At 34.6% G+C, this 22,933-nt stretch carries 16 protein-coding genes; 2 read left to right on the top strand and 14 right to left on the bottom strand.

The genetic code is table 11. The annotated features are described in order from the left end of the window. Positions 1–82: 82 nt before the first annotated feature. Positions 83–472: a hypothetical protein gene (locus J2Y40_RS07860; protein ID WP_153398922.1), complete on the top strand. Its 390-nt coding sequence runs from the start codon at positions 83–85 to the stop codon at positions 470–472. A 271-nt stretch (positions 473–743) separates the two neighbouring features. Here the strand turns inward: J2Y40_RS07860 and J2Y40_RS07865 are convergent, their stop codons facing one another. The 9 genes from J2Y40_RS07865 to J2Y40_RS07905 form a co-directional block, all read right to left on the bottom strand. Further along, positions 744–1,112: a hypothetical protein gene (locus J2Y40_RS07865; protein WP_153398920.1), complete on the bottom strand. Its 369-nt coding sequence runs from the start codon at positions 1,110–1,112 to the stop codon at positions 744–746. A gap of 421 nt (positions 1,113–1,533) precedes the next feature. Further along, a complete protein-coding gene (locus tag J2Y40_RS07870) occupies positions 1,534–2,268 on the bottom strand; it encodes a LytTR family DNA-binding domain-containing protein (protein ID WP_153398917.1) in 735 nt (244 codons plus the stop codon). Continuing rightward, positions 2,237–4,564 carry a histidine kinase gene (locus J2Y40_RS07875; RefSeq protein WP_309998222.1) on the bottom strand — a complete coding sequence of 776 codons (2,328 nt, stop codon included), beginning with the start codon at positions 4,562–4,564 and terminating at the stop codon, positions 2,237–2,239. The genes J2Y40_RS07870 and J2Y40_RS07875 overlap by 32 nt, the downstream gene beginning before the upstream one ends. 8 nt (positions 4,565–4,572) lie before the next feature. After that, positions 4,573–5,046, bottom strand: a complete 474-nt coding sequence (locus J2Y40_RS07880; protein WP_309998223.1) for a two-component regulator propeller domain-containing protein — start codon at positions 5,044–5,046, stop codon at positions 4,573–4,575. 267 nt (positions 5,047–5,313) lie between these two features. Next, positions 5,314–6,153 carry an XAC2610-related protein gene (locus J2Y40_RS07885; protein ID WP_153398911.1) on the bottom strand — a complete coding sequence of 280 codons (840 nt, stop codon included), beginning with the start codon at positions 6,151–6,153 and terminating at the stop codon, positions 5,314–5,316. A 22-nt stretch (positions 6,154–6,175) separates the two neighbouring features. Then, positions 6,176–6,586, bottom strand: coding sequence for a hypothetical protein (locus J2Y40_RS07890; protein WP_153398908.1), 411 nt, complete (start codon positions 6,584–6,586; stop codon positions 6,176–6,178). An 89-nt stretch (positions 6,587–6,675) separates the two neighbouring features. Next, positions 6,676–7,458, bottom strand: a complete 783-nt coding sequence (locus tag J2Y40_RS07895) for a CPBP family intramembrane glutamic endopeptidase (protein ID WP_309998224.1) — start codon at positions 7,456–7,458, stop codon at positions 6,676–6,678. A gap of 98 nt (positions 7,459–7,556) precedes the next feature. Beyond that, the gene (locus J2Y40_RS07900; RefSeq protein ID WP_153398903.1) at positions 7,557–8,186 is read right to left on the bottom strand and encodes a hypothetical protein; all 630 of its coding nucleotides are present in this window, start codon (positions 8,184–8,186) and stop codon (positions 7,557–7,559) included. A gap of 40 nt (positions 8,187–8,226) precedes the next feature. After that, positions 8,227–10,716, bottom strand: coding sequence for a hypothetical protein (locus J2Y40_RS07905; RefSeq protein WP_309998225.1), 2,490 nt, complete (start codon positions 10,714–10,716; stop codon positions 8,227–8,229). 558 nt (positions 10,717–11,274) lie between these two features. Between J2Y40_RS07905 and J2Y40_RS07910 the strand changes: the two genes are divergently transcribed. Beyond that, the gene (locus J2Y40_RS07910; RefSeq protein WP_153398897.1) at positions 11,275–12,372 is read left to right on the top strand and encodes an L-dopachrome tautomerase-related protein; all 1,098 of its coding nucleotides are present in this window, start codon (positions 11,275–11,277) and stop codon (positions 12,370–12,372) included. 125 nt (positions 12,373–12,497) lie between these two features. Here the strand turns inward: J2Y40_RS07910 and J2Y40_RS07915 are convergent, their stop codons facing one another. The 5 genes from J2Y40_RS07915 to J2Y40_RS07935 all read right to left on the bottom strand — a co-directional run bounded on the left by J2Y40_RS07915 (position 12,498) and on the right by J2Y40_RS07935 (position 22,923). Further along, a complete protein-coding gene (locus J2Y40_RS07915) occupies positions 12,498–14,699 on the bottom strand; it encodes a TonB-dependent receptor domain-containing protein (protein WP_309998228.1) in 2,202 nt (733 codons plus the stop codon). A 71-nt stretch (positions 14,700–14,770) separates the two neighbouring features. Next, a complete protein-coding gene (locus J2Y40_RS07920; protein WP_309998230.1) occupies positions 14,771–17,584 on the bottom strand; it encodes a T9SS type A sorting domain-containing protein in 2,814 nt (937 codons plus the stop codon). A 110-nt stretch (positions 17,585–17,694) separates the two neighbouring features. Continuing rightward, entirely contained in the window at positions 17,695–18,120 is a 426-nt protein-coding gene (locus J2Y40_RS07925) for a hypothetical protein (RefSeq protein WP_153398887.1), read from the bottom strand. A gap of 206 nt (positions 18,121–18,326) precedes the next feature. Next, the gene (locus J2Y40_RS07930) at positions 18,327–20,522 is read right to left on the bottom strand and encodes a peptidase domain-containing ABC transporter (protein WP_153398884.1); all 2,196 of its coding nucleotides are present in this window, start codon (positions 20,520–20,522) and stop codon (positions 18,327–18,329) included. A gap of 7 nt (positions 20,523–20,529) precedes the next feature. Then, positions 20,530–22,923 (bottom strand): outer membrane beta-barrel protein, encoded by a 2,394-nt coding sequence (locus tag J2Y40_RS07935; RefSeq protein WP_309998235.1) that lies wholly within the window; start codon positions 22,921–22,923, stop codon positions 20,530–20,532. Between the last annotated feature and the right edge of the window lie 10 nt (positions 22,924–22,933).

Raw genomic sequence — 22,933 nt, forward strand, 5'->3', positions numbered from 1 at the left:
CTACACAAAAGTGTAGCAGTTATCAAAATGACGTGATATACATTTGCGAAAAATATTCACAGTACTGTATATCTTAGGAAAAATGAAGAATATATATTTCTATTCACGATTTATTTTATGTACAGCTGTACTTGTGATGCTGTCTTCTTCATTTCAGATATCCAGAGGGAGGCATATCTACCGTAATCACTGGATGATACCCGCTCACAAAGATTTAAAAATAAAAAATTCAACAAAGGAAAGTCTGGAAACGGTTTTATACAATTCTTCCAGGACAGCTCCACTCCACTATGTCATCAATAACCATGAAATAAAGGAACTGCCTATTAACGATTCGGTCACCGTTAAAGTGAATTTCGCCCATGAAGTTTTTATCGTAAATAACTCAAACCATGAGAGTCAATTCAGACTGAAAATTTTAAATAACAGCGGCCGAATTAAAGCAGTCATCCGAGATCAGTCAAAGAAATAGAATACTAAACTGGTCAAAATTATCGATCTGATAATCTCTACTATTACTGTCTTATGACAGTAATTTTTTTTGATACTATCCAGCACGTTTACAATTGTTGAAATAGCTCAGGCAGAATGATCATTTTATATTGTAAACCACTATAAATCAATTAAAAAAAATACACGGCAAATTTATCAATTTGCAACCGGGAGGAAAGTAAAAGTTTTTTTGTACACAAAAAGACTATCTCACTTTTGAGACAGCCTCCAAATACTTAAAAAAGTTATGCTCAGCGCATTGGGCCTGTTGCATAGCAAGCAAGTACCCCACCCCTAATACTATTGGTATTTTCCGCGATGTACTGTTCTGCGTCTGCCACAGAATTAAAATAGTAATAATAAGTATCGTAGCGAACTACTCCATTAATAATTTTATGCATGCGTACAGATGCATGTAATCCACATTCATTTAGTCCTTGTCCTGCAGGCTGTATAGTAAATACTCTACTTTCATTTAATTTCTGTTCTTTCGGCTGGGTTGCAAATACAGAATAAGAAGTAAATACACCAATAGCTGCCAATAGTAATTTTCTTTTCACCACTCTGAAAACAGAGCTCTGCTGAACTTTAATAAGTTCTTTTTTAATGGTATTTCTCATAATAAAAAGTTTTGATTAACAATTCGAAGATAGAAAGAACCAGACTAAACAAGTAATTATAACGAGCAACTGCAACTGTTGATTAAGTAATTGCCACGTTCTTTCAGATAACTAAGATTTCTGAAGTTGATCTACATGAAAAATATCAATATTGGTAAAAGTATAAATATTGCTTCCCCGGATGAAAATAAACGTAATATTAATCTAACCTCAGTTCGGGATAAGAATATCTGATGGATGCAGGTTTGAAGCTGGATGATGGAAGAGGGAAGTTTTGAAAGTCATTAAAAACAAATATTGATCTGTTTTTATTTAATTTGATTTTCTGGTGGCTTTCAATACGTATAACTAAAAGTAACTTCCAGCCTCCTTCTTCCATCTTCCAACCTTTTACATTTAAACTCCTTAACACGAACTCAGGTTAATCTATATCAATATCTTCTACTTTCTGTATGAAATCATTTTTCTTCCGTTGTGAAACATTGAGTATTGAGTTATCACTCATGATGACCTGTCCTCCTTTTCCTTTTATATATTCCTGAAGATGGGAAAGGTTAATAAGGTGTTTGTGATGTATCCTAAAAAAATTGTATCCTTCAAGTATTTCTTCAAACTCATAAAGAGTTCTGGACACCACTATTTTAGTATTATTGATCATATAAAACGTGGTATAATTTGAGTCTGCTTCACAGCGAATAATTTCTGCAACATTAACCATTTTGAAGCCCTGCAGTGAGGGCAAGCTAATTTTATTTTCATAAACGGTATGATGAACAGGTTTATTTTTTTTTATATTTTCCAAAGCCTTATTGACCGCAATAATAAAATCAAGCCTTTGAACGGGCTTTAAAAGATAATCGGTGGCTCCGTTTTTTATAGCCTGAATGGCGAAGTTTTCAAAAGCAGTAATAAATATAATCTGTGATGGGATTTCTTTAAATTTTGACAGCAGATCAAAAATGGTCCCGTCACGCAGCTGGATATCAAGAAACAATATATCGGGAACTTTTTTTACAAGATTTTTATATGAATCTTTAATATTTGAAGCCTGAAAACTGATCTCAATTTCGGGAAATTCTTCTTTTAGCAAGAGTGTAATATAATCTCTTCCATGTTTTTCATCATCAATGATGCAAATTTGTGTTTTGGTTTTCATTTGGTGTTATATAAAGTTTAACTGCTGTGCCCTGTTTTTCAGACTCATCAGAAAGATTAACGATTTTTAAAGTAATATCAGTTTCAAAAAGGTGCTTGAAGGTCTCAATCCTTTTTTGAGATAATTTTAGTCCGAAAGAATTACTAAGTGTAGATTCTTTTATATCGCTGATTCCTGTACCATTATCTTCAATTATTATACAAAGAAACCCATTTTTATAATCAAATGATATGCTGATAAGACCTTTCTGATTTTCAAGATCGGAAACACCGTGCTTAATTGCATTCTCTACAAAAGGCTGTATTAATAATGAAGGAATCGCCCAGTTTTTATTTACTTCTTCAGAAATATCGATACTATAGTCGAAAAGATCATCCTGACGAAGCTTTTCCATATTAAGATATAAAAAGAGATAATCAACTTCTTCATTAATCGTAATAAAGGTTTTTTCCGAATAATGAAGTGTCTTTCTGATCATTTTGGAAAATATATTTAAATAGTTTTCAGTTTTTGAATAATCACCTTTGAAAAGCAGATACTGGATAGAATTAAGACAATTATAGATAAAGTGAGGATTAATTTGTGCTTTAATAGCCTGCAATTCTAAGTCTGCTATTTTTTTCTCAAAATACAGTGCTTCCAGTTTTTTCTTACGCTGCTTTTGAAAATATAAATTAATCAGCACATATACGACAGTTAAAAGAATAAAGGTTAGGACTGAAGTAAACCACCATGTCTGCCAGAACCGGGGCTTAATTTCAAATGCCAAATTTGTAGAAGCATATGACTGTTTTCCATTGTAGCCCAAACCAATAACTCTTAACAAATATTTTCCCGGAGGTATAGAATTAAGAATAATTTTAGAGGAATTAGTTGTCTGCCAGGTATTATTAAGGCCTTCCACCTTATATTTAAATGCAATCTTTCCTTGTGAAGTATAATCTGGAAAGCTGAGATTAAAGATGACATCATCAGGAGTGATTCCTTCCAGCTTTTGGCTGATATTGGAATATTCTTTATTTCCTATTTTTACGGAATTGATAATTACTTTTTTATTAATGGATTTCTCCTGTGCAAGTAATTTCCTGATTGGAAAAATCACCAGCCCGCCGGAAGTCCCAATAAAAACAGAATCATTTCTTACAATACAACCTGCTGTTAAATTAGAAGGCAACCCATCCAGCTGAGTGAAATTATTAATTCTTATATTATTTTCTTTAATTTCAATTCTGGATATTCCGGAATTGGTGCTTGCCCAAAAAACATCAGGCGTTTCAATATTAATTTTCTTAACCTGGTTATTTATTAAACCATCATTTTTTGTGATTTTCCTTACTATACCTTTGTTATTAAAAAGAATGACTCCATTAGTATTACCAGCACCGACATAAAGATTTTCTTTTAATTTTTTAATGTCTTTAAGGTAGCATCTTTCCAAAAATATTTTTCTTTTTTTGGTTTTTATATTCAATTTATACAAATCATTGAAATTACCCATCAATATACTATCCTGACTAAAAGGCAGCGCAGTGTAAGTTCTTTCATTAGATAAAATTTCAATTTTTTCATTTTGCATATGATACGCAAATAAGCCCTGTGCTGTACAAAGTAATATAGAATTTTTGCTGTAAGGAGCTATATTTTTAGCATTGTAATTCAATATTCTCTTTTTATTTTGTTTAGTATCATAAACAAAAATCCTGTTAGAAAATGCGAAAACTAATATATTTCCGTGAGCATATATACCTTTACTATCATGTTTATAGTATTCATCAAATACTATATTCTTTAATTTACCATTCCTGTAAATGGCACTGGATGAATTATTATAACCTAAAAAAATATTCTTTCCATCGGTAGCAATAGCTTTTATATATCCTGAATTGTTTTTTAATGAGAGATTAATATAGTTATCAAAGAAAACCTTAGTAATAAAAAAAATACCGTTATTTTTTGAATTAAACCACACATTATCATCTTTATCTACGAGAACATTATGAATAGTATAATTCTGTAAAAGTTTTACAGGCTCTAATAGTTTCTTTTCGTCCAGTAATGACTGGTTAAAATATAAGGCTCCGCCAGCTTCTAAATTCAGCCATAACTTATTGTTCTTATCTATAGAACCATATATGATATTTTGTTTTAATTGGTAGGAATTTATTTTCAGAAATTTAAAAAGCCCCTGCTTTTTGTATACATTAATTGTTCCTTTATGATTGAACACAAAAAGATTATCTTTTTGACAGACAAACTCTCCTTCAGCCTGAATAATTTTTATCTTATTATCATTCATATTATAGGCTAAGACATGATCTTCAATATTATCCTCATATATAAAATATTCCTGTGAAAATCATATTTAAAGGCATTTACATTTTTTTGACCATAATTTAATGTAACGGTTTGAGTTTTAAAAGCACCATTCTCATACGTAAGAATACTTTTAGGATTATTTGTACTATATAAATACAACTTATTCCCATTTCTATCAGTTCTGGCTAAAGAATTTGCAAACTGGTTTTTGAGAGATCTGCTGAAGCTTAAATTAATAATTTTTTCATTCTTTAAATAAGCAAAATCATTCAGATATGGGATCAAAAAAACCTCTCCGTTAGGTAAAGGCTCACAGTCTATTACTTCTATATTCATCAGTCCCTCTTCTTTCCCATATTGCTTAAATTCCTTCCCATCAAATCTAAAGAGTCCGTTATCACTACCTATCCATATAAAACCATTGTTATCTTGTTTTAAACGATAGGTGTATGAACTATTCAATCCGTCATTTTCATTATAGTTCCGCAATCCGGGTATTTGGGAAATGTGAATAGAAAAAATACAACTTATAAGAATTACAAATATTTTTCTGAACATTAATATTGAGTGGTGATGGGTTATACTCAATAAAAATACGTTTTTTAGGTATTAACCTATTATTTTCTTCTATTATAGTTTTAAAGATATACCTTAAATAAAACTTGATAAGCAAAGCGGCTGCCTTGCTTATCTTAAAAACATACTGTTACTATTTTTCCCTTATCTGTTTTATTCATTATCTTCTTTGGAAGAATTCCATTTCAGGATTCCGTTTTTATCAAACCTATAGGTATCTTTATGCCATGAGGCTCCTCCCCTGCATCCGGTTTCTAATAGTTTCTTTGTTTTATTCACCCTTACATCGCATAAACAAGAGCATCGTGACCGTGAATAATCTGGTTCTTTAAGTTCTACAAAACGTTTTGTCGCAGGTTGATACAGATAAATGGTAAACATTCTGTAAACGCCCATTCCGGCATCCGGTACAGAGAATGCGACATCATCATATCCGTCAAAATTATAGTCTTCTATGATACTCTGCCTGGCAGCATCCGGGTTTTCTATAGATAAAAGTTCTATACTTTCTTTTTTACCGTTACCATAATCAAAAGTAAGGCGGTCATTGTAAAAGTGGTTGAAAGAAATCAATACGCCATGCATCAAATACTGATTGCCGCCGTCATATTTTTCTGTTTTTTCATCTACAGGTTCCAGCTTAAAATTTCTGCCGTCTTTTTTCCGGATATAGCTTACATCAAAAAAAGTATGTTTCATAAGAGAAAGCCTGTAGGTTCCGTTTACTTTCCCATCAACCATTTCATCCCAGACATAATGGTGCGTATCCGGCTGCCCATCGTCTCTTCCGCTTGTATCTAAGGTGTACTTTTTAATTTGTAAGGGAATCCTGCCTTTCTGCCCGTCATACTGCACAAAGGCTCCTTTACCTTTTGTTCCATAATAAAATGTTACTCTGAATTCTTTAGCCTCACCAACCGATTTAAAAGTAAAAGGCTGCGCATGAACTACAATAGAAAATAAGATGCTATATAAAAATAAAAGCTTTTTCATAAGATACAGTTGTTATATAACCTTATTTAAACAAGGAATTAAACCTGATATAAAAAAACACCCACAAGATGAGCCAAGGCAGGTCAAAAATCAGTAAAAGAAAAGTCCCTTGTGTATCAAATCCTTCACTTTCCGTTAAAAACAAGGAATATATCAATGGAACGGAAGGCAGCAGAAACCAGCACAGAGCTGTTTTGATTTTCCCCTGAAACGGTTTTAAAAGCGATAGAAGGCTGCTGAAAGAAAAAGTACTCAAAACCAATGTCCAAAAGACAAGAAGAACATAACCTAAACCGCTCATATCACACATTCTCCGGTAATCCTCAGGACGTTTTGTAGCATCCATGAAGATCATCAATGAAATTTCTGAAATGACTGTAGCCAAAAGCCAGGTCTTAAGCATTGACAGTAAAATGAATTTTCTTTTCGGCATTGAGTTTTGATATGGTTATGACTAAAATAGTAATAAAGTGCGGGATATGCAAAACCGTAACGTCTCTTGCTATAATGAACTTTGTTAAACTAAAGGATAGCTTTAAACGTCCAAAGGCTTTGTTTATGAACTGATAAAGGAATATTGTTCTTTCTTTTAAACCGGACGGTATAGATAATGGCCAGCGCAACGGTAAGGAACCTGCAAATATTTGCACCTGAAGAACCAATCACCGTGTGATCAAGATCAAAAAGCATCCAGACTAAATTCATCAAAGAATGAAGCACAACGGGAATCCACAGATTAAAATTCCACTCTGTGTAAAGCCAGGCATATAAAACGGAACCCAAAAAGGTAAGAATAAAGATCTGAAATAAATCAATCAGCAATGTTCCCTGATACAGATGCCCTGATGCAAAGATAACTGAAGCAATAACTACAGCGGGTATAAATCCCATTTTCAGGTACCTGAATAATATTCCAAAAATGAAGCCCCTGTAAATGACCTCTTCAAACAGACCTGCAAAGGCACTTTTAGCAAAAAGATTCGCCGGATCTGTATTGGTATTTATCCTGCTAAAAAACAGTGCATACAATACCATCGGAAGGATAAAGAGAAAGGATAGCAGGATTCCTTTTTTTAAGCCGTTTATATTCAATCCAAGTGTATTGATCATATTCTTCTCCGAAATCATATAAAGAGAGATCATCAGCGGTACAACAGCCATTATATACACTAAAAAATATGACAGCAAAGGAAAGTGAGTATAGGGATTGAAAAAATGCATGATCTTTTCAAAATGATACATCACAAAAGAATATATGAGGTATGCAAGTATTGGGATCAGAATGAGCTTAATGCTTCTTTTCATATTCTGTTTTTTAATGGCAGAAGATACATACAACTTTGCAGAAAACGATCATATTGGATAATTATAATTCTTACAATAACCAATGCTGAAAGGATAATCTATTTAACAATTTGTATTCGACCTGAATATTTGGCCCACAATGGCTTCTTGGTTCCATGATAATCCATATATCCTCCGCACGCATATACTGCATGGGCAGGGGACCACGCTATCAGTCCACAAAGTTTACCTGCTGTAAACCTCTTATGCCGTATAACCTGTTTTCCCTTCTCAAATCCTAAATATTTATAAACATCACCTGCAAAAGCTCCATATTCTAAGTCATCAAGAGCTCCCTGATAGGTTGAATATTTTTTTTCTATGTCCTGTTTATGCTTTGCCATAATAGCATAAGTTAATACAGCATATTTAAGAATTTCTCTGCTGTCCTGATTATCTTCAATCATTATAAATCCTGCGGACGTCTCGGCCAATGCTAATTCGTTGAGAGCTAATTTCACTCGTGAGTTATCCTTTAAAATTACCTTAATGGTATCATTTTCATTGCTGTTGACCATAAATAAATTGTTCATCCCATAAACTTCTAAAGACGCTTTTATCAATGCAATTGATGCACAGTTACTTCTCTCACCTTGTCTGAAGGATTTAAATAATTTCTCTGAATTAATCTGTCCAAAGCTCTTAATCGATAAGCAAAGGAAAGCTAAGATGATGGTTATTGGTTTCATATTTTAAGTTTGATTAGTTAATATTTCTACATACATCCCTTTAAGGGTTTTCTATTTTTTCCTTATTTTGAATAGCCAGTTCTTGAATTTGTGTCAGAAGAGGTGTTGGAGAGCCACCAACAGTTAAAATAGTTGCAGGCAAAATAGTTATCATGGTTTCAAAATCGTTTAGATTTCCAAGAGTATCACACCATTGATCATGAAACAACGCCATATCATTCATATAAGGCAATTTAGCCAGTCCCTGCATTAACACTCCGGTTTCGTATTTTGAAAAAAGCTGTAAACCGGCATCTGATACTGAACCAACACCAACAATTGAAACATTTCTTCCTAATTCTCTTAAGGTTAACAATTCTAACTTAGCATTCGGAATTACTAAATACTCACCAGAGTTTTCATCGAAAACCGTTGTAAACAGACTATTCCCTTCGTTATTCCTCATAATCAAATATTTATCATCAATACGGCCCAATTTCAAAACAGGACCTTCAGTAGGAGCTCTCCCTTCAATTTCCTCTAAGGTTAGCTCTTTATACTTGTTACTGGCAATTGATAACGCTGCACCTTTTAAAAAGCCTTCCAAAATAGCCTTTTCATCACCGCCACTGGCTCCAATGGCAATGGCTCCAATAGCAGAGGTTGCCAAAGCTTTTTTTAACACCTCATCTTTGGGTACTGCCAGCCCTTCTGTGCCATTTATTTCTTTTGTGTAGTAAGAAGTTAATCCCGCAATAAGCCCCGTTTTCAAGGCCAATGATAAATCCTTCGTAAGCTTATAGGTATACCATGCAGCATAAGCCGCTGCACCTGCCGGTCCCCCATATATTGTGCAAACAGAGGATGCAATTGAATTGAGAAGTGAAGAATTCTGAACCGCTTTCGCAAAGTTTTCATCTGAATATTTGAGCATGTCCGTATAAGAATGCCAAACAGCATCAACTATTTTACCCTCTAATAATCTCTTTCCTGCATTAGAAAGCATTTTTCCGTAGGCTTTAACCTGATCTTCTACAAAAGTTACCGATGCACTAATCCCTTCACCAAGGTTTTGTGCGTCCCTTTCTAATTGTTTTCCAATATCCTGAATTCCTTTTTCAAGATTCTTCCCCAGGTTTTGCCCAAAAATTTCAGCTTCCTTACCCACATTCTGAATTCCTTTTTCTATCTCTTTGCCAATAGGCTCGAGAATCTTTGCTATTTCATCCCAGAGGTCTTTCGAGAGATTATCTTCAAACTCTTTTTGCGCTTTATCGTAGGCCGCAATAATATCCTTTTCCGAATTTTTAAGTTGCTGCATTCGGGTATTTATTTCCAAAAGCTTTTTCTTTTTTTCGTCGTCGGCCATTTTTTCAATTTTCTCATTGATGAATGCCTGCCAGATCTCTATCCGATTGTTATTTAATTCCTGTATCGTATCATATTCTGTAAAAAATGAAATCGCTTTTGTATCATCAAAAGTGTCCAGGTTTTCGGAAATTTTTTCAATAGCATTTAAGGAATCATATGCTGATTTTACAAAAGCAGCATACATAAGCAGAAGCTCACCATTTGAATTCAATTTATCGATTTCTGTCTTGGCATTTTCAAATAATCTGGGTTTATTTTCTGCGTCTGTAATCTTATCTTTATCGGGCGTATTCATTAATTCTTCCCAACTTTCATTAATGAAAAAATCTAAACTTATCTGTGTAGGTGCAACCGTTCCATTTTTAGTCACTTCTTTATTAAATGTATAAACGGGTATTTCTGTAATGCTGGAATAATCTACTTCAAGTTCAGGGTAAACCTCATCTCTTTCAATCAATTGACGATCAATCAATCCAATTATCATTTTCATTTCTTCATCGTTCCAGCTATTTCCTATTTTGTATTTAAACTTTTTAAAACACATATCATAAAAAACGGAGGTAATTTCTATATCAAATAATTCACCCTCTGCTGCTCCTTTCTTTCCTAATTGACTTCCATAAACAGAAATCGTATGTTTTCTTGATTCTGAAAATTTAGTTTTATTGTAAGTATACAGATTATAGATTACGCTCTTAATTAATAAAGCATTTCCTTTTGCCTGGTCATATGAAACGTAGAGCTCTCCCTTTTTATTCGATACTTTCTCAAACCAGTTTTTGTAAGAATTAAGCACAACCCGTATATAAGATTTAGGCTGATTCGCAAACACCATAAGTAAAACCTCAAAGTGGAGACAGGTTGCCACCAATGGAATGTTAATATATCCACTCCCCATAACTTTCGCTCTGGCAAGCTGTAATTCCCTTAAAATCTCATCAAAAATCAGACTGATTCTTTCAGCGGTAATCGTTCCGCTTTCATTTTCCACAATATATGCGGACACTTTTTCCTTGAGAAGAATAAAAAGCCCTTCAATATCTTTTTGATAAAGCTCTAAAACTGTTTTTGAAGGGGTTGCATTAAGCTTTTTTTCTATTGCTTCCTGATTCTCAATAATCAGGTCTAAGGATTCTTTAATCTTATCTAATTTTGAAGACATATTTTCCAGCATATCCATCTGGATATTCAATAGATTGCCTATTGCTCCGAAATTATCATTGTCATTGCCTAATAATCCGCCAATATCATTTGAGAAGCCGAGAACTGGTCTTAGTAATGATGCCATATTTTTTAATTTTAAATGTTAATGGAATAGAGTATTGTTATTATAGAAAAACAGAGAAATCAAAGTACTTCAGTTCAACGAATATATAAAACAGGAAGTGCATAGATTCAATTCAAAAATAGATAACAAATATTGGTCTGTCAATTACCCTTTCGTGTAATTTTTATTGCTTAATCACGCTGAGATAAGGAAGTTAAATCTAAGAAATTTGTCACTGCTTAGTATAAAATTAAGATGTACTAACTGAAGACGACTAGCTTTTGAGAATAATCCTTAAACTTTTACTCCTTTTCCATTACCTCTCCCTTTCAAATTTGAACGGGTTTTTAAAATACATCTGGTACTATCTTTTTTGACCGTTATTGCAAAGTTAGTTTACTATATTTAGTTTTATAACAATAAAATCACGTTTGCCGTTAGAAAACATTATTCACTCAATATAGTCGCTCTATGAAACATCCCTTTTTCTTCTTATTTATTTTTCTGAACCTAAATAGTTATGCCCAAAAAATAAGGCCTGAAATCTTTGCAACTGTGGAACAGGCAGTAGGCAATATTGCATTTACCCACCAAGGGCAGTTGGTATACAGCCATCATCCTTTTTTTAATCCCGCTTTCCGGGTGGTGAAGTATGACGCCAAAACCCAATCAGCCTTACCTTTTCCAAATAAAGAATGGAATACACCACGCGAAACCGACGATCATTATTTGAGTAACGTCTTAGGCATCAGAAACGATGCAAATGGCATTGTATGGATGCTCGATATGGGGCAGCGCAATCCCGTTACCCCAAAAATTGTAGGCTGGAATACTGTTACCGATAAGTTGGAAAGAATTTATTACCTGCCTGTCACTTCGGTGGTTCCTACCTCTCAGCCTAATGACATGGTGGTGGATACCAAAAATCATATTTTTGTAATTGCAGACGAAGGCATAGGCAATGGCGGGGACGGTAGTACTGCCGCTTTGATAGTTGTAGATATGCGAACCGGAAAGACACGAAGGTTATTAGAAGGCCATCGTACCACTTTGCCCGAAAATGTGCCCACTGTTACAGATGGAAAGCCTTTAGCTATAAACGGCAAAAATTTACTGGTCGGCTGCGACGGAATTACAGCAGATAAAAATTTTGAATGGCTTTATTACGCTCCTTTAAACGGAAGAAAAATTTATCGTGTCCGATTGCTTGATTTGCTGGATGAAACGCTATCGGCAACCGTATTGGACAAAAGAATAGAAACTTACTCAGACAAGCCCAATAATGGAGGTTTAAGCATAGATACCGAAGGAAATCTCTACCTTACAGCGATGGAAACCAACAGTGTAGCCGTAGTGCTCGCAAAGGACAGAAGTATTCATCATATTTTTTCAGATGCCAACCTGCTTTGGCCCGATGGCGTAAGCTATAACCATGTAGATGGCTATATGTACGTATCTGCAGCGCAGGTTCATTTGGGAGCAGTTTTTAACAACAATAAAAATCTGGCAAAAGCTCCGTTTTATATTTACAGGTTCAAACCCCTGGCAAAAGGTGTTGCATACAGGTAGTTTAGAGATATGCTTTCATGCCATAAATTAATTATCTTCATGAAAGCACTTTTACCCATTATTAAAATATAAGTTATGACCACAGAGGGAAATTCTGTATGTTATTATATTGATGAAAATACTTTTTAAAAATTGTACTTCACATTAAATCCTGTAAAGAAGTAAGCTTTACTGGGACCTGGATTGACATCAGTATAAACAGCAGAATTATTATATTGGTTATCCATATCTGTATCATTAATACTGTTTCCGTAAAATAGAAAAGTATAATTAACTTGGCTGGTTAGATTATTACCTATTACAAATACATCTACATCAAATTTATTGAAAGTATGCTTATAGCCAATTTTAGAGTTTAACAGTCCAAAACTTTTCACCTTATTTGAATTGGCAAAATCTGTGTAAACACTTCCCATAAAACTATAGGTATTCTGCCAGTATAAACCCATTCTGAAGTCAAAATCCAGTCCTAAAGTTAATTTTGTCTTAGGTACACCGACTACATTTTTATTGTCATAGACGTTCACAGCTGCTGGAGAGCCATGCTCTTTCAGATAAGTGCTGAATCTGGAGTATTTAAAATCATTATATGTATAACTTGCAAAAGGTTGAATTTTTGAAATAAAATAATTCTCAGGTTTATAGGAATAACCGACACTCATTTCCAACCCTTTATTCTTTTGATCTCCCGTGTTTGCCCAATAAGAATACGGGGTTCTTTCTGCGTTGTTTATGGTTCCTCTCAATTGGGTCAGCTTATCTTTAATATGAATGTTGAACACCGATAACTGATAATCTATAGAGGTATTCCTGATTAATCCCTGAATACTAAAGTCCCACATTTTAGCTTTTTCTGCACGAAGATTATCGTTGGTTGTATTAAGACCGGTTGTAAAAGAAGTAGCAGAAGTAGGTGCATTATACCCTTCACTGTAGCTGAAGTTAAAGATCTGGTTTTCCCAGATTTTCTGCAATGCAAAATGAGGAGTTGCCACCATCTTAAACCTCTTGTCAAAAGATAGGTCTTTGTTATAAAGGTCCGTACCTTTTATTATAAACAAACCAGGTAAGGCCAATAAATCTTTCCTATTGAAACTGATCTGATTGAAGCTGACACCGGCGAGAAACATTAGATCCCAGGGCTTGTATGTCAGTTTTTCAACGATGAAATAATTGGATTGGTTGTTGATATTGTTGAAATAGGAACCCTCATATAATGGCCTTAAAATGGGTGGTTCTGTACTATTTACGCTTTTGAATCGGTAATTGGATATGGTAGAATTTGACTGCTGTATTTCAACTCCTAATTCAGTCTGGCTCCTGAAATACCTCCAGTCTTTGTTCAATACAAATACTGATCTGAGGCCGTAGTTGGATCCAGAAGATGTTTCAAAGGCTCCTGCAGCGATCCTGTCTCCCGTTGTTCCCGAATAAAAAAGAGTGGTATTGTTACTCAAAAATTCATTAATCTTCCAAATATGACCAATTCCTACTCTGGAAGTGACGAACTTGGTTTTTGCCCCCCTTCTGATGTAGGCAAAATTGCCATTGTCAATCCCTCTATAGTAATCATCATAGGAAATCTGCCCTGATACCTGCTCTAGTGAATTCCCGTGAGAAGCCAATAGAGTAACCGTTTGATTCTGATTCAGCTTAAATTCTCCATTAATATTGTAAAAATTCTTAATGCTTTTTCCGTGGGGACGGTAACCATCACTTCCTATATGGCTGAAATTAGCTGTTAAAGAGTAATTTTCGCCAACACTTGTAGCGGATGTAGAGCTTTGAAACAGACCAAAGGACCCTGTGTTAAACTGTTCAGAAACAGAATTGCCTTTTGCGGTTTCAGGTTTAATGTAGAATCTGACAGCACCTCCTGAACCGCCACCATATAGCGTTGCAGCAGGACCTTTTATTACATCTATATGGTTGACTAAGCCAAAATTGACATCATCTAAAACAGTAACACCGTCTGCGCCGGTAAGAGGCATATTGTTCAAATATATTTTGATACCCCAGTTGTTGAATTTCTGATCGTTTCCGTAGCCTCTCAGTATAATTCTCTGTCCTCCCAACTGCGTTCTTTTTTCAACCTGTACCCCTGCCATGGTATTGAGACTCTGCTCTATGAATGAAGGATTATTACGGTTAATTTCATATTCGGAGATGATTTCTGTAGATTGAGAATGCTTTTTAAATTCCTCCCGTTCTTTGTTAACTTTTGCTCTGGCGTGAATTTCTATTTCTCCAATATTTTTATCATGTTCCTGTGCATTTGCAAATCCCGTTATCCCTAGGAATAATACAATAATGTAGTTTTTTTTCATCAATTTTAAGCATTAAAAACAACAAAGTAAATAGAGATCACTTTGTTGTTTTTATCTTTAAGTTTTATTTCTTACTTTCTTACGATTACAGAAGTATGAATGATAGCTCCATTTTGCATAGCCTTCAATACATAATCGCCCTTACCCAGACTTTCAATATTAAATTCCTCGTCAGACTTTACATTCTTTTTTGTTAATACCAGTCTGCCGGATGCATCATAAATTTCAATATCTGAAGCCTTTCCATTTTCAAACTTTATGTGCATAGGACCTCTTGTAGGGTTCGGATATACCTGATTTTTAAGAAGGGTATTCTGGATGTTGCCTGTAGATAAAATCGGGTTGGTAACCTTGTTAGTAAAAGCTCCTCTTCCGTAAGTTACAGCCAGAATGGTTTTATCAGAAGGACGGTAATCAAAGTGATTAACTTTAAATTTACCTAAACCGTCAGAGTATAGCGCCCATGTAGGTGAAGCTTCCTGAAAGTTAGATGTTCCCCATACTCCATAATAGGTACCAAGAATAACTTCGTTATTGTCATGAGGATTCATGAAAATAGCTTTTACAGGAATATCAGGAAGATTCCCTTCTTTAGAAACCCATGTGGTTCCACCGTCTGTACTGTAAAATACGCTTGTTTTGTTGAAATTGGAAACAGTAACCATGATTTCATTTTCAGAAGCACCAAGTTTGATGTCAGAAATATAGCCTCCGAAATTATAATTGATTGTAGTCGTAGCTTGAGTAGCATTGGCATTGGTAACCTTAAATAATTTCCCTGAAGACAAACCAATGAAAAGTGTAGTGCTAGCGGTGGTGTAAGGAGAAACAAAAATATCTGTTACAAATTCACCTGCTGCTACTGTGGCAACGGTAATCTGGGCTCTTACCATACTTAATGGGGTACTGGCCAGTCCGCTTATTCTGTTTAATACAATAGAAGTGGCATTGGATGCATTGGCATTGGTGTAGGCAATGTCAAGATTTCTGTCTACAGCAAGAGGATTGATAAATAGCCCTCCATCTCTTTGGGCTGCAGCCAGAAGATAATATCCTCCCTGTGCATTAAAAATAATATGGTAGTTATTAACGTAAGATGCAATAAGGTAACTGTTCTGGTCATCAAAAGCTGTGTAAGCACCATCTCCGCCATATACTTCTGAACTGGTATAGAAATTATTGGCTAAAGCAGCTCCTGAAAGCTTTTTTGTACCATTATCCTGGGCACCCAGAATCATTTCTTCATTTGCAGATGTCGCAGCAGGATTTAAGGTACCATGATAAAACTGAGTCACATTAAACCGCTTATTTCTTACTCCTACAGCTGTTGTATTAGCAAGATTAGTTTTATCTGTAGCAAAGAAAATACCTCCGTCGTTACCCATGACAAACTGGTTGGGATTAACGGGGTTAAATACCAAGGCATGCTGGTCTGCATGTACCAGGGAAATGTTGGTACTGCCAAGTGCATTATTATTTGACCATTTAGTGTACTGTGTCCATGTTGCACCACCATCTGTACTTTTGTAAGAATCTATTCCTCCCACATATACATGGTCATCATTGGCCGGATCAGTTTCAAGGACCAAATCATAGAATGCCTGACCTCTTGTAAAATCATTATCAGCCTGCCCCGTATCTACCGGGTTCGGCAGAGTGATTCCTGACCCGGCTGTATTAGTAGAGATCCATGTGGCTCCTCCGTCTGTAGTCTTTACAATTCTCACAGGTTCTGAGCTTGTAGCCCCCTCCATCAATGCATAAGCTTTTAAAGGATTGGTGCTGGAAACTTCTATCATTACCCTTGAATTGTTATTCCCTAGATTATATACATTGGTGAATGTAGCACCATGATCCGTAGATTTAAAAACTCTTCCACCAGAGGAAGAATTACTGAAAAAGCTCCTTCTTGTGGATACCCATATGGAATTGTCGGAACCTACGTCTATATCCTGAATATCATACCCTCTGGTAGCGGTAGTAAGCAGGCTGTTTACCAGCGTAAAGTTTGTGCCGTCAGTAGATTTATATAATCCTGCTTCATATAACCCTGAAAAAGTTCCTGCATCTCCAAGATAGGATCCTGCAACCCCAGCATATACCTCGGATACACCATTATTATTAACCACTTTTATGGCAGGGACGTTATAGATTCCTTTTTTTATTCCATTGGATGCATATCCGCTTTCCGTATTAAATACTTGCTGCCATGTAGAACCTCCGTTGGTAGTTTTCCAGATCCCCATACCGCTGAAATCTCCGGTTTCCACTTCCCCGGTTCCCACATAAAAAATCTGGGGATTATTAGGATCCGAAGTAATACATGATACAGTGGTATTGGACCAGAATGCGTCCACAAGAGTCCATTCAGAATTGGGATTAGTAATGTCATTGTTAAACCATAATCCTCCTGAAACACCTCCTGCCCATACCTTTTTGCCGGTAGGATCGTTCGGGTCAAACATAATGCCTCTTACTCTTCCTCCCGTATCATAAGGGCCTCTTTCTACCCAAAGATTGGTAATATTCTTGCTAGCCTGGCCATCGGTGGAACCATTGAATATTTTTAAGCTTTTATCAGGCCGGAATTTACCGTCTTCAACCTTTTTTTCCAGCTCCACATAATTTTTATTGTGCACCGTTCCAGTTTCAGGGTCCATCGTGGCAATAAAATCCTGTAAATAATATTCATCTGGTGGTTTTTGATTATGTTCCTTAGCAAACTGAACATTTTTTTGATAGGTACTGGTAATGTTCTGAATGTGTTTAAGGTACTTTTTATTGACTTTTGATCCCTTACTGCCCGTATTTTTTGGACCTTCTTGTGCATTTAAATACAATGAGGCAATAGTAAATCCTATTCCGAAAATTAATTTTAAATTCATATACATTTTTTCTCTCATAAATTATGAATTTTTTAAACATTTTCAGACAAATATTATTTTTTAATAAAAAAACATTTACTTATGTTTTTTATCTATTCATTTTTAACATTTTAATTATTTTTTTCATTATTCTTATTGTTAAAGTTTATTTTTTGTTTTACCTGTTTTTTATTTTTTAGATTTTCAGAGACCAGATATACCCTCTTAAGATCAAATATTTGATTCAGTTGTGAATTTTCTGCTTTACCATCTGCATTTACTGTTATATGATTAGGGGATTCCGGTTGATAAGTACCCTGCAGATACAATATGTTGTTTTTATTTTCCTTTTTTAAGGGAATTTTCACAGTTCCTACCAGCAAATACCTGGGCTCCATTTTTGAAATATTTTTTACACTTATGTCAAAATTTTCTGTTCGGGCTCCTCTTACTCCTCCAAGATCTGTGGTATGAATCGCCTCAATTAATGTGTAACTCTGGGCGGAACAGCTATTGCTCAAAAACAATAGGATTAAAATATAATTAATGGCTTTCATTGATGAATTATAAATTATTTTCAATTCAGAAATATACACAAAAACTCTTTGGGCTATAAAAACAAATTAAAAGAAATATTGTTTATCAAAAGAGAATATATTAACAATTCCTTGCTTGGTAATATCTTCCGCAGGACTTTTAATCAACTCTTTGGCAGTAGAATATCTCCTATTAAAGTGTCCATTATCTGCGGATAGTTTCCGTCTTACACTCCCAACTCAAGCTGGTTTTTAACAAGGTTATAATATTCGTTTTTCTGTTCCACAAGGTGTAAATGACTACCCTGCTCTACTATTTCACCATTCTTAAGAACGATGATCTGGTCTGCATTTTTAACAGTCGAAAGACGATGTGCAATAATAACAACTGTTTTGCCGATGAAAAATTCCTGCATATTATCATGAATAATTTTTTCATTTTCAGCATCAAGAGCTGAAGTGGCTTCGTCAAAGAAAATAAACTGAGGATTTTTATATACCGCTCTCGCAATCAAAATACGTTGTTTTTGTCCACCCGAAAGGCTATTCCCTGTAGGGCCTATTTTGGTCTTATACCCAAGCGGTAATTCATTAATGAACATATCTATACTTGCTAAGCTGGCTGCATGATGAAGTTTGGCTTTATTAAAATCTTTATCCCCACATACAATATTCTGCTCGATGGTATCTGAAAAAATATAACCTTCCTGAAGTACAACTCCACATTTTTCTCTCCATTCATTGGGATGAATAAAATTCATTGAAATATCATCAATCAAAATTTCTCCATGGGTAGGATTATAAAATTTTAGCAAGAGTTTCAGTAATGTCGTTTTTCCACTTCCGCTTCCTCCAACAATTGCAGTTGTTTTTCCATGAGGAATGTTGAATGAGAGATCTTTCAGTATCATTCTGGATGTTGGACTTCCATACTGAAATGAAAGATTATTTATTTTGATACTGCTGTCAGACACAGTCTTAAGCAGACCTTTCTGGACTCCTTTAAATTCTGCTTCTTCGGTAACGTTTTGAACCTCATTTAATCTTTCCAAACTTAATTTAGCCTCCTGGAAACCCCTGATAAAAGTAATTAACTGATTGATAGGAGAGTTCATGAGACCTACAATATATGCGATACTCAACATTGCTCCCAAAGTGAGATGTCCGCTAATAACCTCCCTGGCTGAAAGGTAGGTTACCAAAATATTTTTTAACTGATTAACCAGATCAAATCCAACCGTTTGAAACTGTACAGTCTTCAATGTTCTGATATTAGCTCCAAATAGTTTTAGCTGTAGCGTTTCCCAATTCGTCCTTTTATATTCTTCAAGGCTGTTAAGCTTTATCTCTTCAATACCATCTACAAACTCATAAATCGTGTCCTGATTTTCAGATCTCAACTGAAACTTATTATAATCTAAGGTCTTAAGCTTGTTTACAAATAACAGTGACCACAAAATAGCGATAAAAGTAAGCAGGGTATAAGCAAGAACAATAGATACACTATAATAAAGAAGTATTCCAAAGAATACAAAGAAATTAACAATAGAAAATAATGTAATGATACTTTGAGTCGTTAAAAACGATTCAATCCGCTGCTGATCAAGTACTCTCTGATTAAAATCCCCTTTCTGCTTTGATTCAAAGAATGTAATGGGCACACGAATCACTTTTATTAAGAAGTCCGAAATAATCGCGATATTTAGTTTAGTCCCAAGGTAAAGAGTAATCCAGTTCCTTATTACATCAATAGCTGTAGCTCCTATATATATAAAAGCATGGGCTAGTAATAAAGTGGTAACCAAATTAATGTTCTTGTATGCAATACCCTTGTCGACCACCGCTTGGGTAATAAAAGGAAAAACTAATGTACAACCGCTCGTAATAAAAATAGCCACAAATATAGCTGCTATCCTCCATCGGTAAGTTTTAATTTTTTCTTTAACATATTTAAAGACATTGATCTGCTTATCATTATCATTAAGTGTATCAAAATCTTCGGTTTTCTGAAAATACAGTAAAATTCCTTCTTCATCTCCTCCCAACCAGTGTTTTACCAAATCTTTTTCCTGAATTGACATGATCCCATATCCCGGATCTGCAATCTTATAAATACACTTTCCTCTCTTCATAGTCATCCCAATTAGCACTACAAAATGATTTTGATTCCAATGTAAAATCATAGGACTGTGTTCAATAATCATCTTCAAATCCGGTAAAGAAAGTTTATAGACAGTAGATGCCAAACCTATTGATTTCGCTGCATGACTGATTCCTGCAACACTTACTCCCTCTTTTGTTAAAAAGGATTTATCTCTCAGGAACTGCAATGAAAATTTTTTGCCGAAATGCATTGCTATCATTCCTAAGCAGGCTGGGCCACAATCCATCTGGTCATGTTGAGGAATAAATTTCAATTTCATTTACTTGTTATTTCCTTGCACGGTTTTGTTCATCTATGCTTCCACTCTGTTTCTTTTCCTTGTTTTTCAGGCCGGTATTTCCAAATTTATATCTAAATGACAATTTAAACAAACGAGTGTCATTATATCTGGTAAAGCTCAGATCCTGATTAGGATAATGAATATTAACAACAGCCCGGTTTGTATAAAACAGATCATGAGCCGAAAATGATAATGTTCCTTTATCCTGAAACAATTTTATATTAACTGCCCCGCTCATATCAAAATAATTCCCGATCTGGTAAAAGCCCTGAAGGGATGACGAACGGTATCTTCCTGATAATTCTAATGAAATATCATTATTAATTTTAAATGTATTTGAGGTATTCAGCAGAAAAAAATAATTGTTCAGATTTTGCTGAATATTTTGGTAAGACAGATTATAATTTTGATACATCATCAAAAATGTATTTGATATTTCCCACCACGAAACCACTTTTACTGGCACAATGGTCTGGAATCCTAAGTTATAATTTTTTCCAATGTTATCAAATGTGTAGCGGGTTTCATTACTGTCTCCCACTCTTAGTGGCAATTCTGAAAAATACTTGGATGTTGAATTTCCAAAAACAGTAAAAATATAACGGTTATTCAATGTAGTGCTTAATTCCAGAGAGTTTGTGAAAGAAGGACGCAGCAAGGGATTTCCTGTATTGGAAAATAGAGGACTTTGGTAAGATATGAATGGATTGAGATATTCAAACGTAGGACGGTTGATACGTCTTGAGTATGATAAATTGAATGTATATTTCTTTTTTTCTGGGCTATATTGTACATAGGCTGTAGGAAATAATTGGAAATAATTATATTCCGTTTCTGTGTTAGAAGTTAGGGATATTCCTTTTGTCTGGGTATATTCCCCCCTCAAACCAGCCTGGAATGTGAGTTCATCAGAAATCTTGCTTGATAGTGAGAAATACCCTGATGTATTGGTTTCCTTATAATCAAACTGATTGCTTAGCAAAGCATTATTCATCCACTGGTTATTCTGAAAGTTTTGAAACAAAAAATCATTAGTTATTGATGTGTGGGCTATTTTAGCTCCAGTTTCAATGGTTATCTTTTTATAAGGTAATTTAAAATCCAGATTTCCGGAATATATTTTTGCACGGTTATCAAAAAAACTCCTCAGCCTTTCCTGATTGCTAAAATTTCCACTGATGAAAAAATCATTGGTAAGATTCTGGTCGTTCCCTGTAGTGAATGTTGATAAACTAGCGTTGATATTCATCGTTTTTCCCAAGGTATCCAGTTTATGATTGAAATATAAATCCATAGTATAGTTTGAAAGCTTCAATTGATGATCATTCAATGAAATAAAAGAAGTATTATCTGATGAAAATGTTTTGTTGTCAGAAGGCCTGGGGCTTTTATTAGAATATATATTTCCTGATATTCCAATATTTGAAGATTCATTTAATTTGAAATCAAACTGCCCTAAAAAAGAATGATAGACCTCTTTCCGTTTTTCATAATTTAACGAAGAAAAATCAACTCTATCTCCGCCAAGACTCCTAAAATTATTTGTTTGTTCAATTTTTTCAAAGGAACGAACATCACCAAGTGTATAATTGGAAGTAAAATCAATTCTTTTGGTCTTTATGTTCAATCCTGTATTTCCAATTATTCTGTTATATGTTCCCTGGTAGTATGTAAGTCCGGCGTTGGCATTCCATCCTTTCTGCTTACCTTTTTTAGTTACAATATTAATAATCCCTGCATTTCCCTGAGCATCATATTTAGCTGAAGGATTGGTAATTACTTCTATTGACTTAATGTTATCTGCTCCCATGCTTTTCATAAAACTTATAAGCTCGTCTGAGCTCACCTGAAGCATTTTATCATCAATCATTACTTTCACTCCAGACTTGCCCATTATATTAATAGACTCACCGTTTCCCAAATACACTCCGGGAGCATTTTTAATAGCATCAAAAGCAGTTCCGCCAGATAGTAAAGGGCTATTTTCAATATTGAAAACCAATCGATCTATTTTTCTTTCAATGAGTTTTTTAGTGCCGTTCAATACTACCTCTCCTATCTCAATATTGATATTATGAATAGGAATGGCACCTATATCCATATTATTGGAAACCTGAATGTTTTTTTCAAATAAGATCGTATTAAATCTACTGGATTTTAGTTTATAAGTTCCTCCTTTCAATGTAAGGCTAAATCTGCCAACCGAATCTGTCATAGTTCTTTGGGCAACTGTGTTTAGTGAATCTTCTGCAGAAATTTCCAAATACTCTATCAAAGGTTTATTTCCTTGTACAGTTCCTCTAATTTCATAACCGATATTCTGTGCAGATAGGTTAAAACTGAATAATAAAAGTAAAAAGAAGAAAAAAAACTTTTGCATCATCAATATA

The organism is Chryseobacterium sp. 2987 (assembly GCF_031456375.1).
Classification (GTDB): domain Bacteria; phylum Bacteroidota; class Bacteroidia; order Flavobacteriales; family Weeksellaceae; genus Chryseobacterium; species Chryseobacterium vaccae.

What these genes read in the sequence shown, in the direction of transcription:
- J2Y40_RS07860 (WP_153398922.1), top strand. Translation starts at nt 83, where the DNA reads ATGAAGAATATATATTTCTATTCACGATTTATTTTATGTACAGCTGTA.
- J2Y40_RS07865 (WP_153398920.1), bottom strand. Translation starts at nt 1,112, where the DNA reads ATGAGAAATACCATTAAAAAAGAACTTATTAAAGTTCAGCAGAGCTCT.
- J2Y40_RS07870 (WP_153398917.1), bottom strand. Translation starts at nt 2,268, where the DNA reads ATGAAAACCAAAACACAAATTTGCATCATTGATGATGAAAAACATGGA.
- J2Y40_RS07875 (WP_309998222.1), bottom strand. Translation starts at nt 4,564, where the DNA reads ATGAATGATAATAAGATAAAAATTATTCAGGCTGAAGGAGAGTTTGTC.
- J2Y40_RS07885 (WP_153398911.1), bottom strand. Translation starts at nt 6,153, where the DNA reads ATGAAAAAGCTTTTATTTTTATATAGCATCTTATTTTCTATTGTAGTT.
- J2Y40_RS07890 (WP_153398908.1), bottom strand. Translation starts at nt 6,586, where the DNA reads ATGCCGAAAAGAAAATTCATTTTACTGTCAATGCTTAAGACCTGGCTT.
- J2Y40_RS07895 (WP_309998224.1), bottom strand. Translation starts at nt 7,458, where the DNA reads ATGAAAAGAAGCATTAAGCTCATTCTGATCCCAATACTTGCATACCTC.
- J2Y40_RS07900 (WP_153398903.1), bottom strand. Translation starts at nt 8,186, where the DNA reads ATGAAACCAATAACCATCATCTTAGCTTTCCTTTGCTTATCGATTAAG.
- J2Y40_RS07905 (WP_309998225.1), bottom strand. Translation starts at nt 10,716, where the DNA reads ATGGATATGCTGGAAAATATGTCTTCAAAATTAGATAAGATTAAAGAA.
- J2Y40_RS07910 (WP_153398897.1), top strand. Translation starts at nt 11,275, where the DNA reads ATGAAACATCCCTTTTTCTTCTTATTTATTTTTCTGAACCTAAATAGT.
- J2Y40_RS07915 (WP_309998228.1), bottom strand. Translation starts at nt 14,699, where the DNA reads ATGAAAAAAAACTACATTATTGTATTATTCCTAGGGATAACGGGATTT.
- J2Y40_RS07920 (WP_309998230.1), bottom strand. Translation starts at nt 17,584, where the DNA reads ATGAATTTAAAATTAATTTTCGGAATAGGATTTACTATTGCCTCATTG.
- J2Y40_RS07925 (WP_153398887.1), bottom strand. Translation starts at nt 18,120, where the DNA reads ATGAAAGCCATTAATTATATTTTAATCCTATTGTTTTTGAGCAATAGC.
- J2Y40_RS07930 (WP_153398884.1), bottom strand. Translation starts at nt 20,522, where the DNA reads ATGAAATTGAAATTTATTCCTCAACATGACCAGATGGATTGTGGCCCA.
- J2Y40_RS07935 (WP_309998235.1), bottom strand. Translation starts at nt 22,923, where the DNA reads ATGCAAAAGTTTTTTTTCTTCTTTTTACTTTTATTATTCAGTTTTAAC.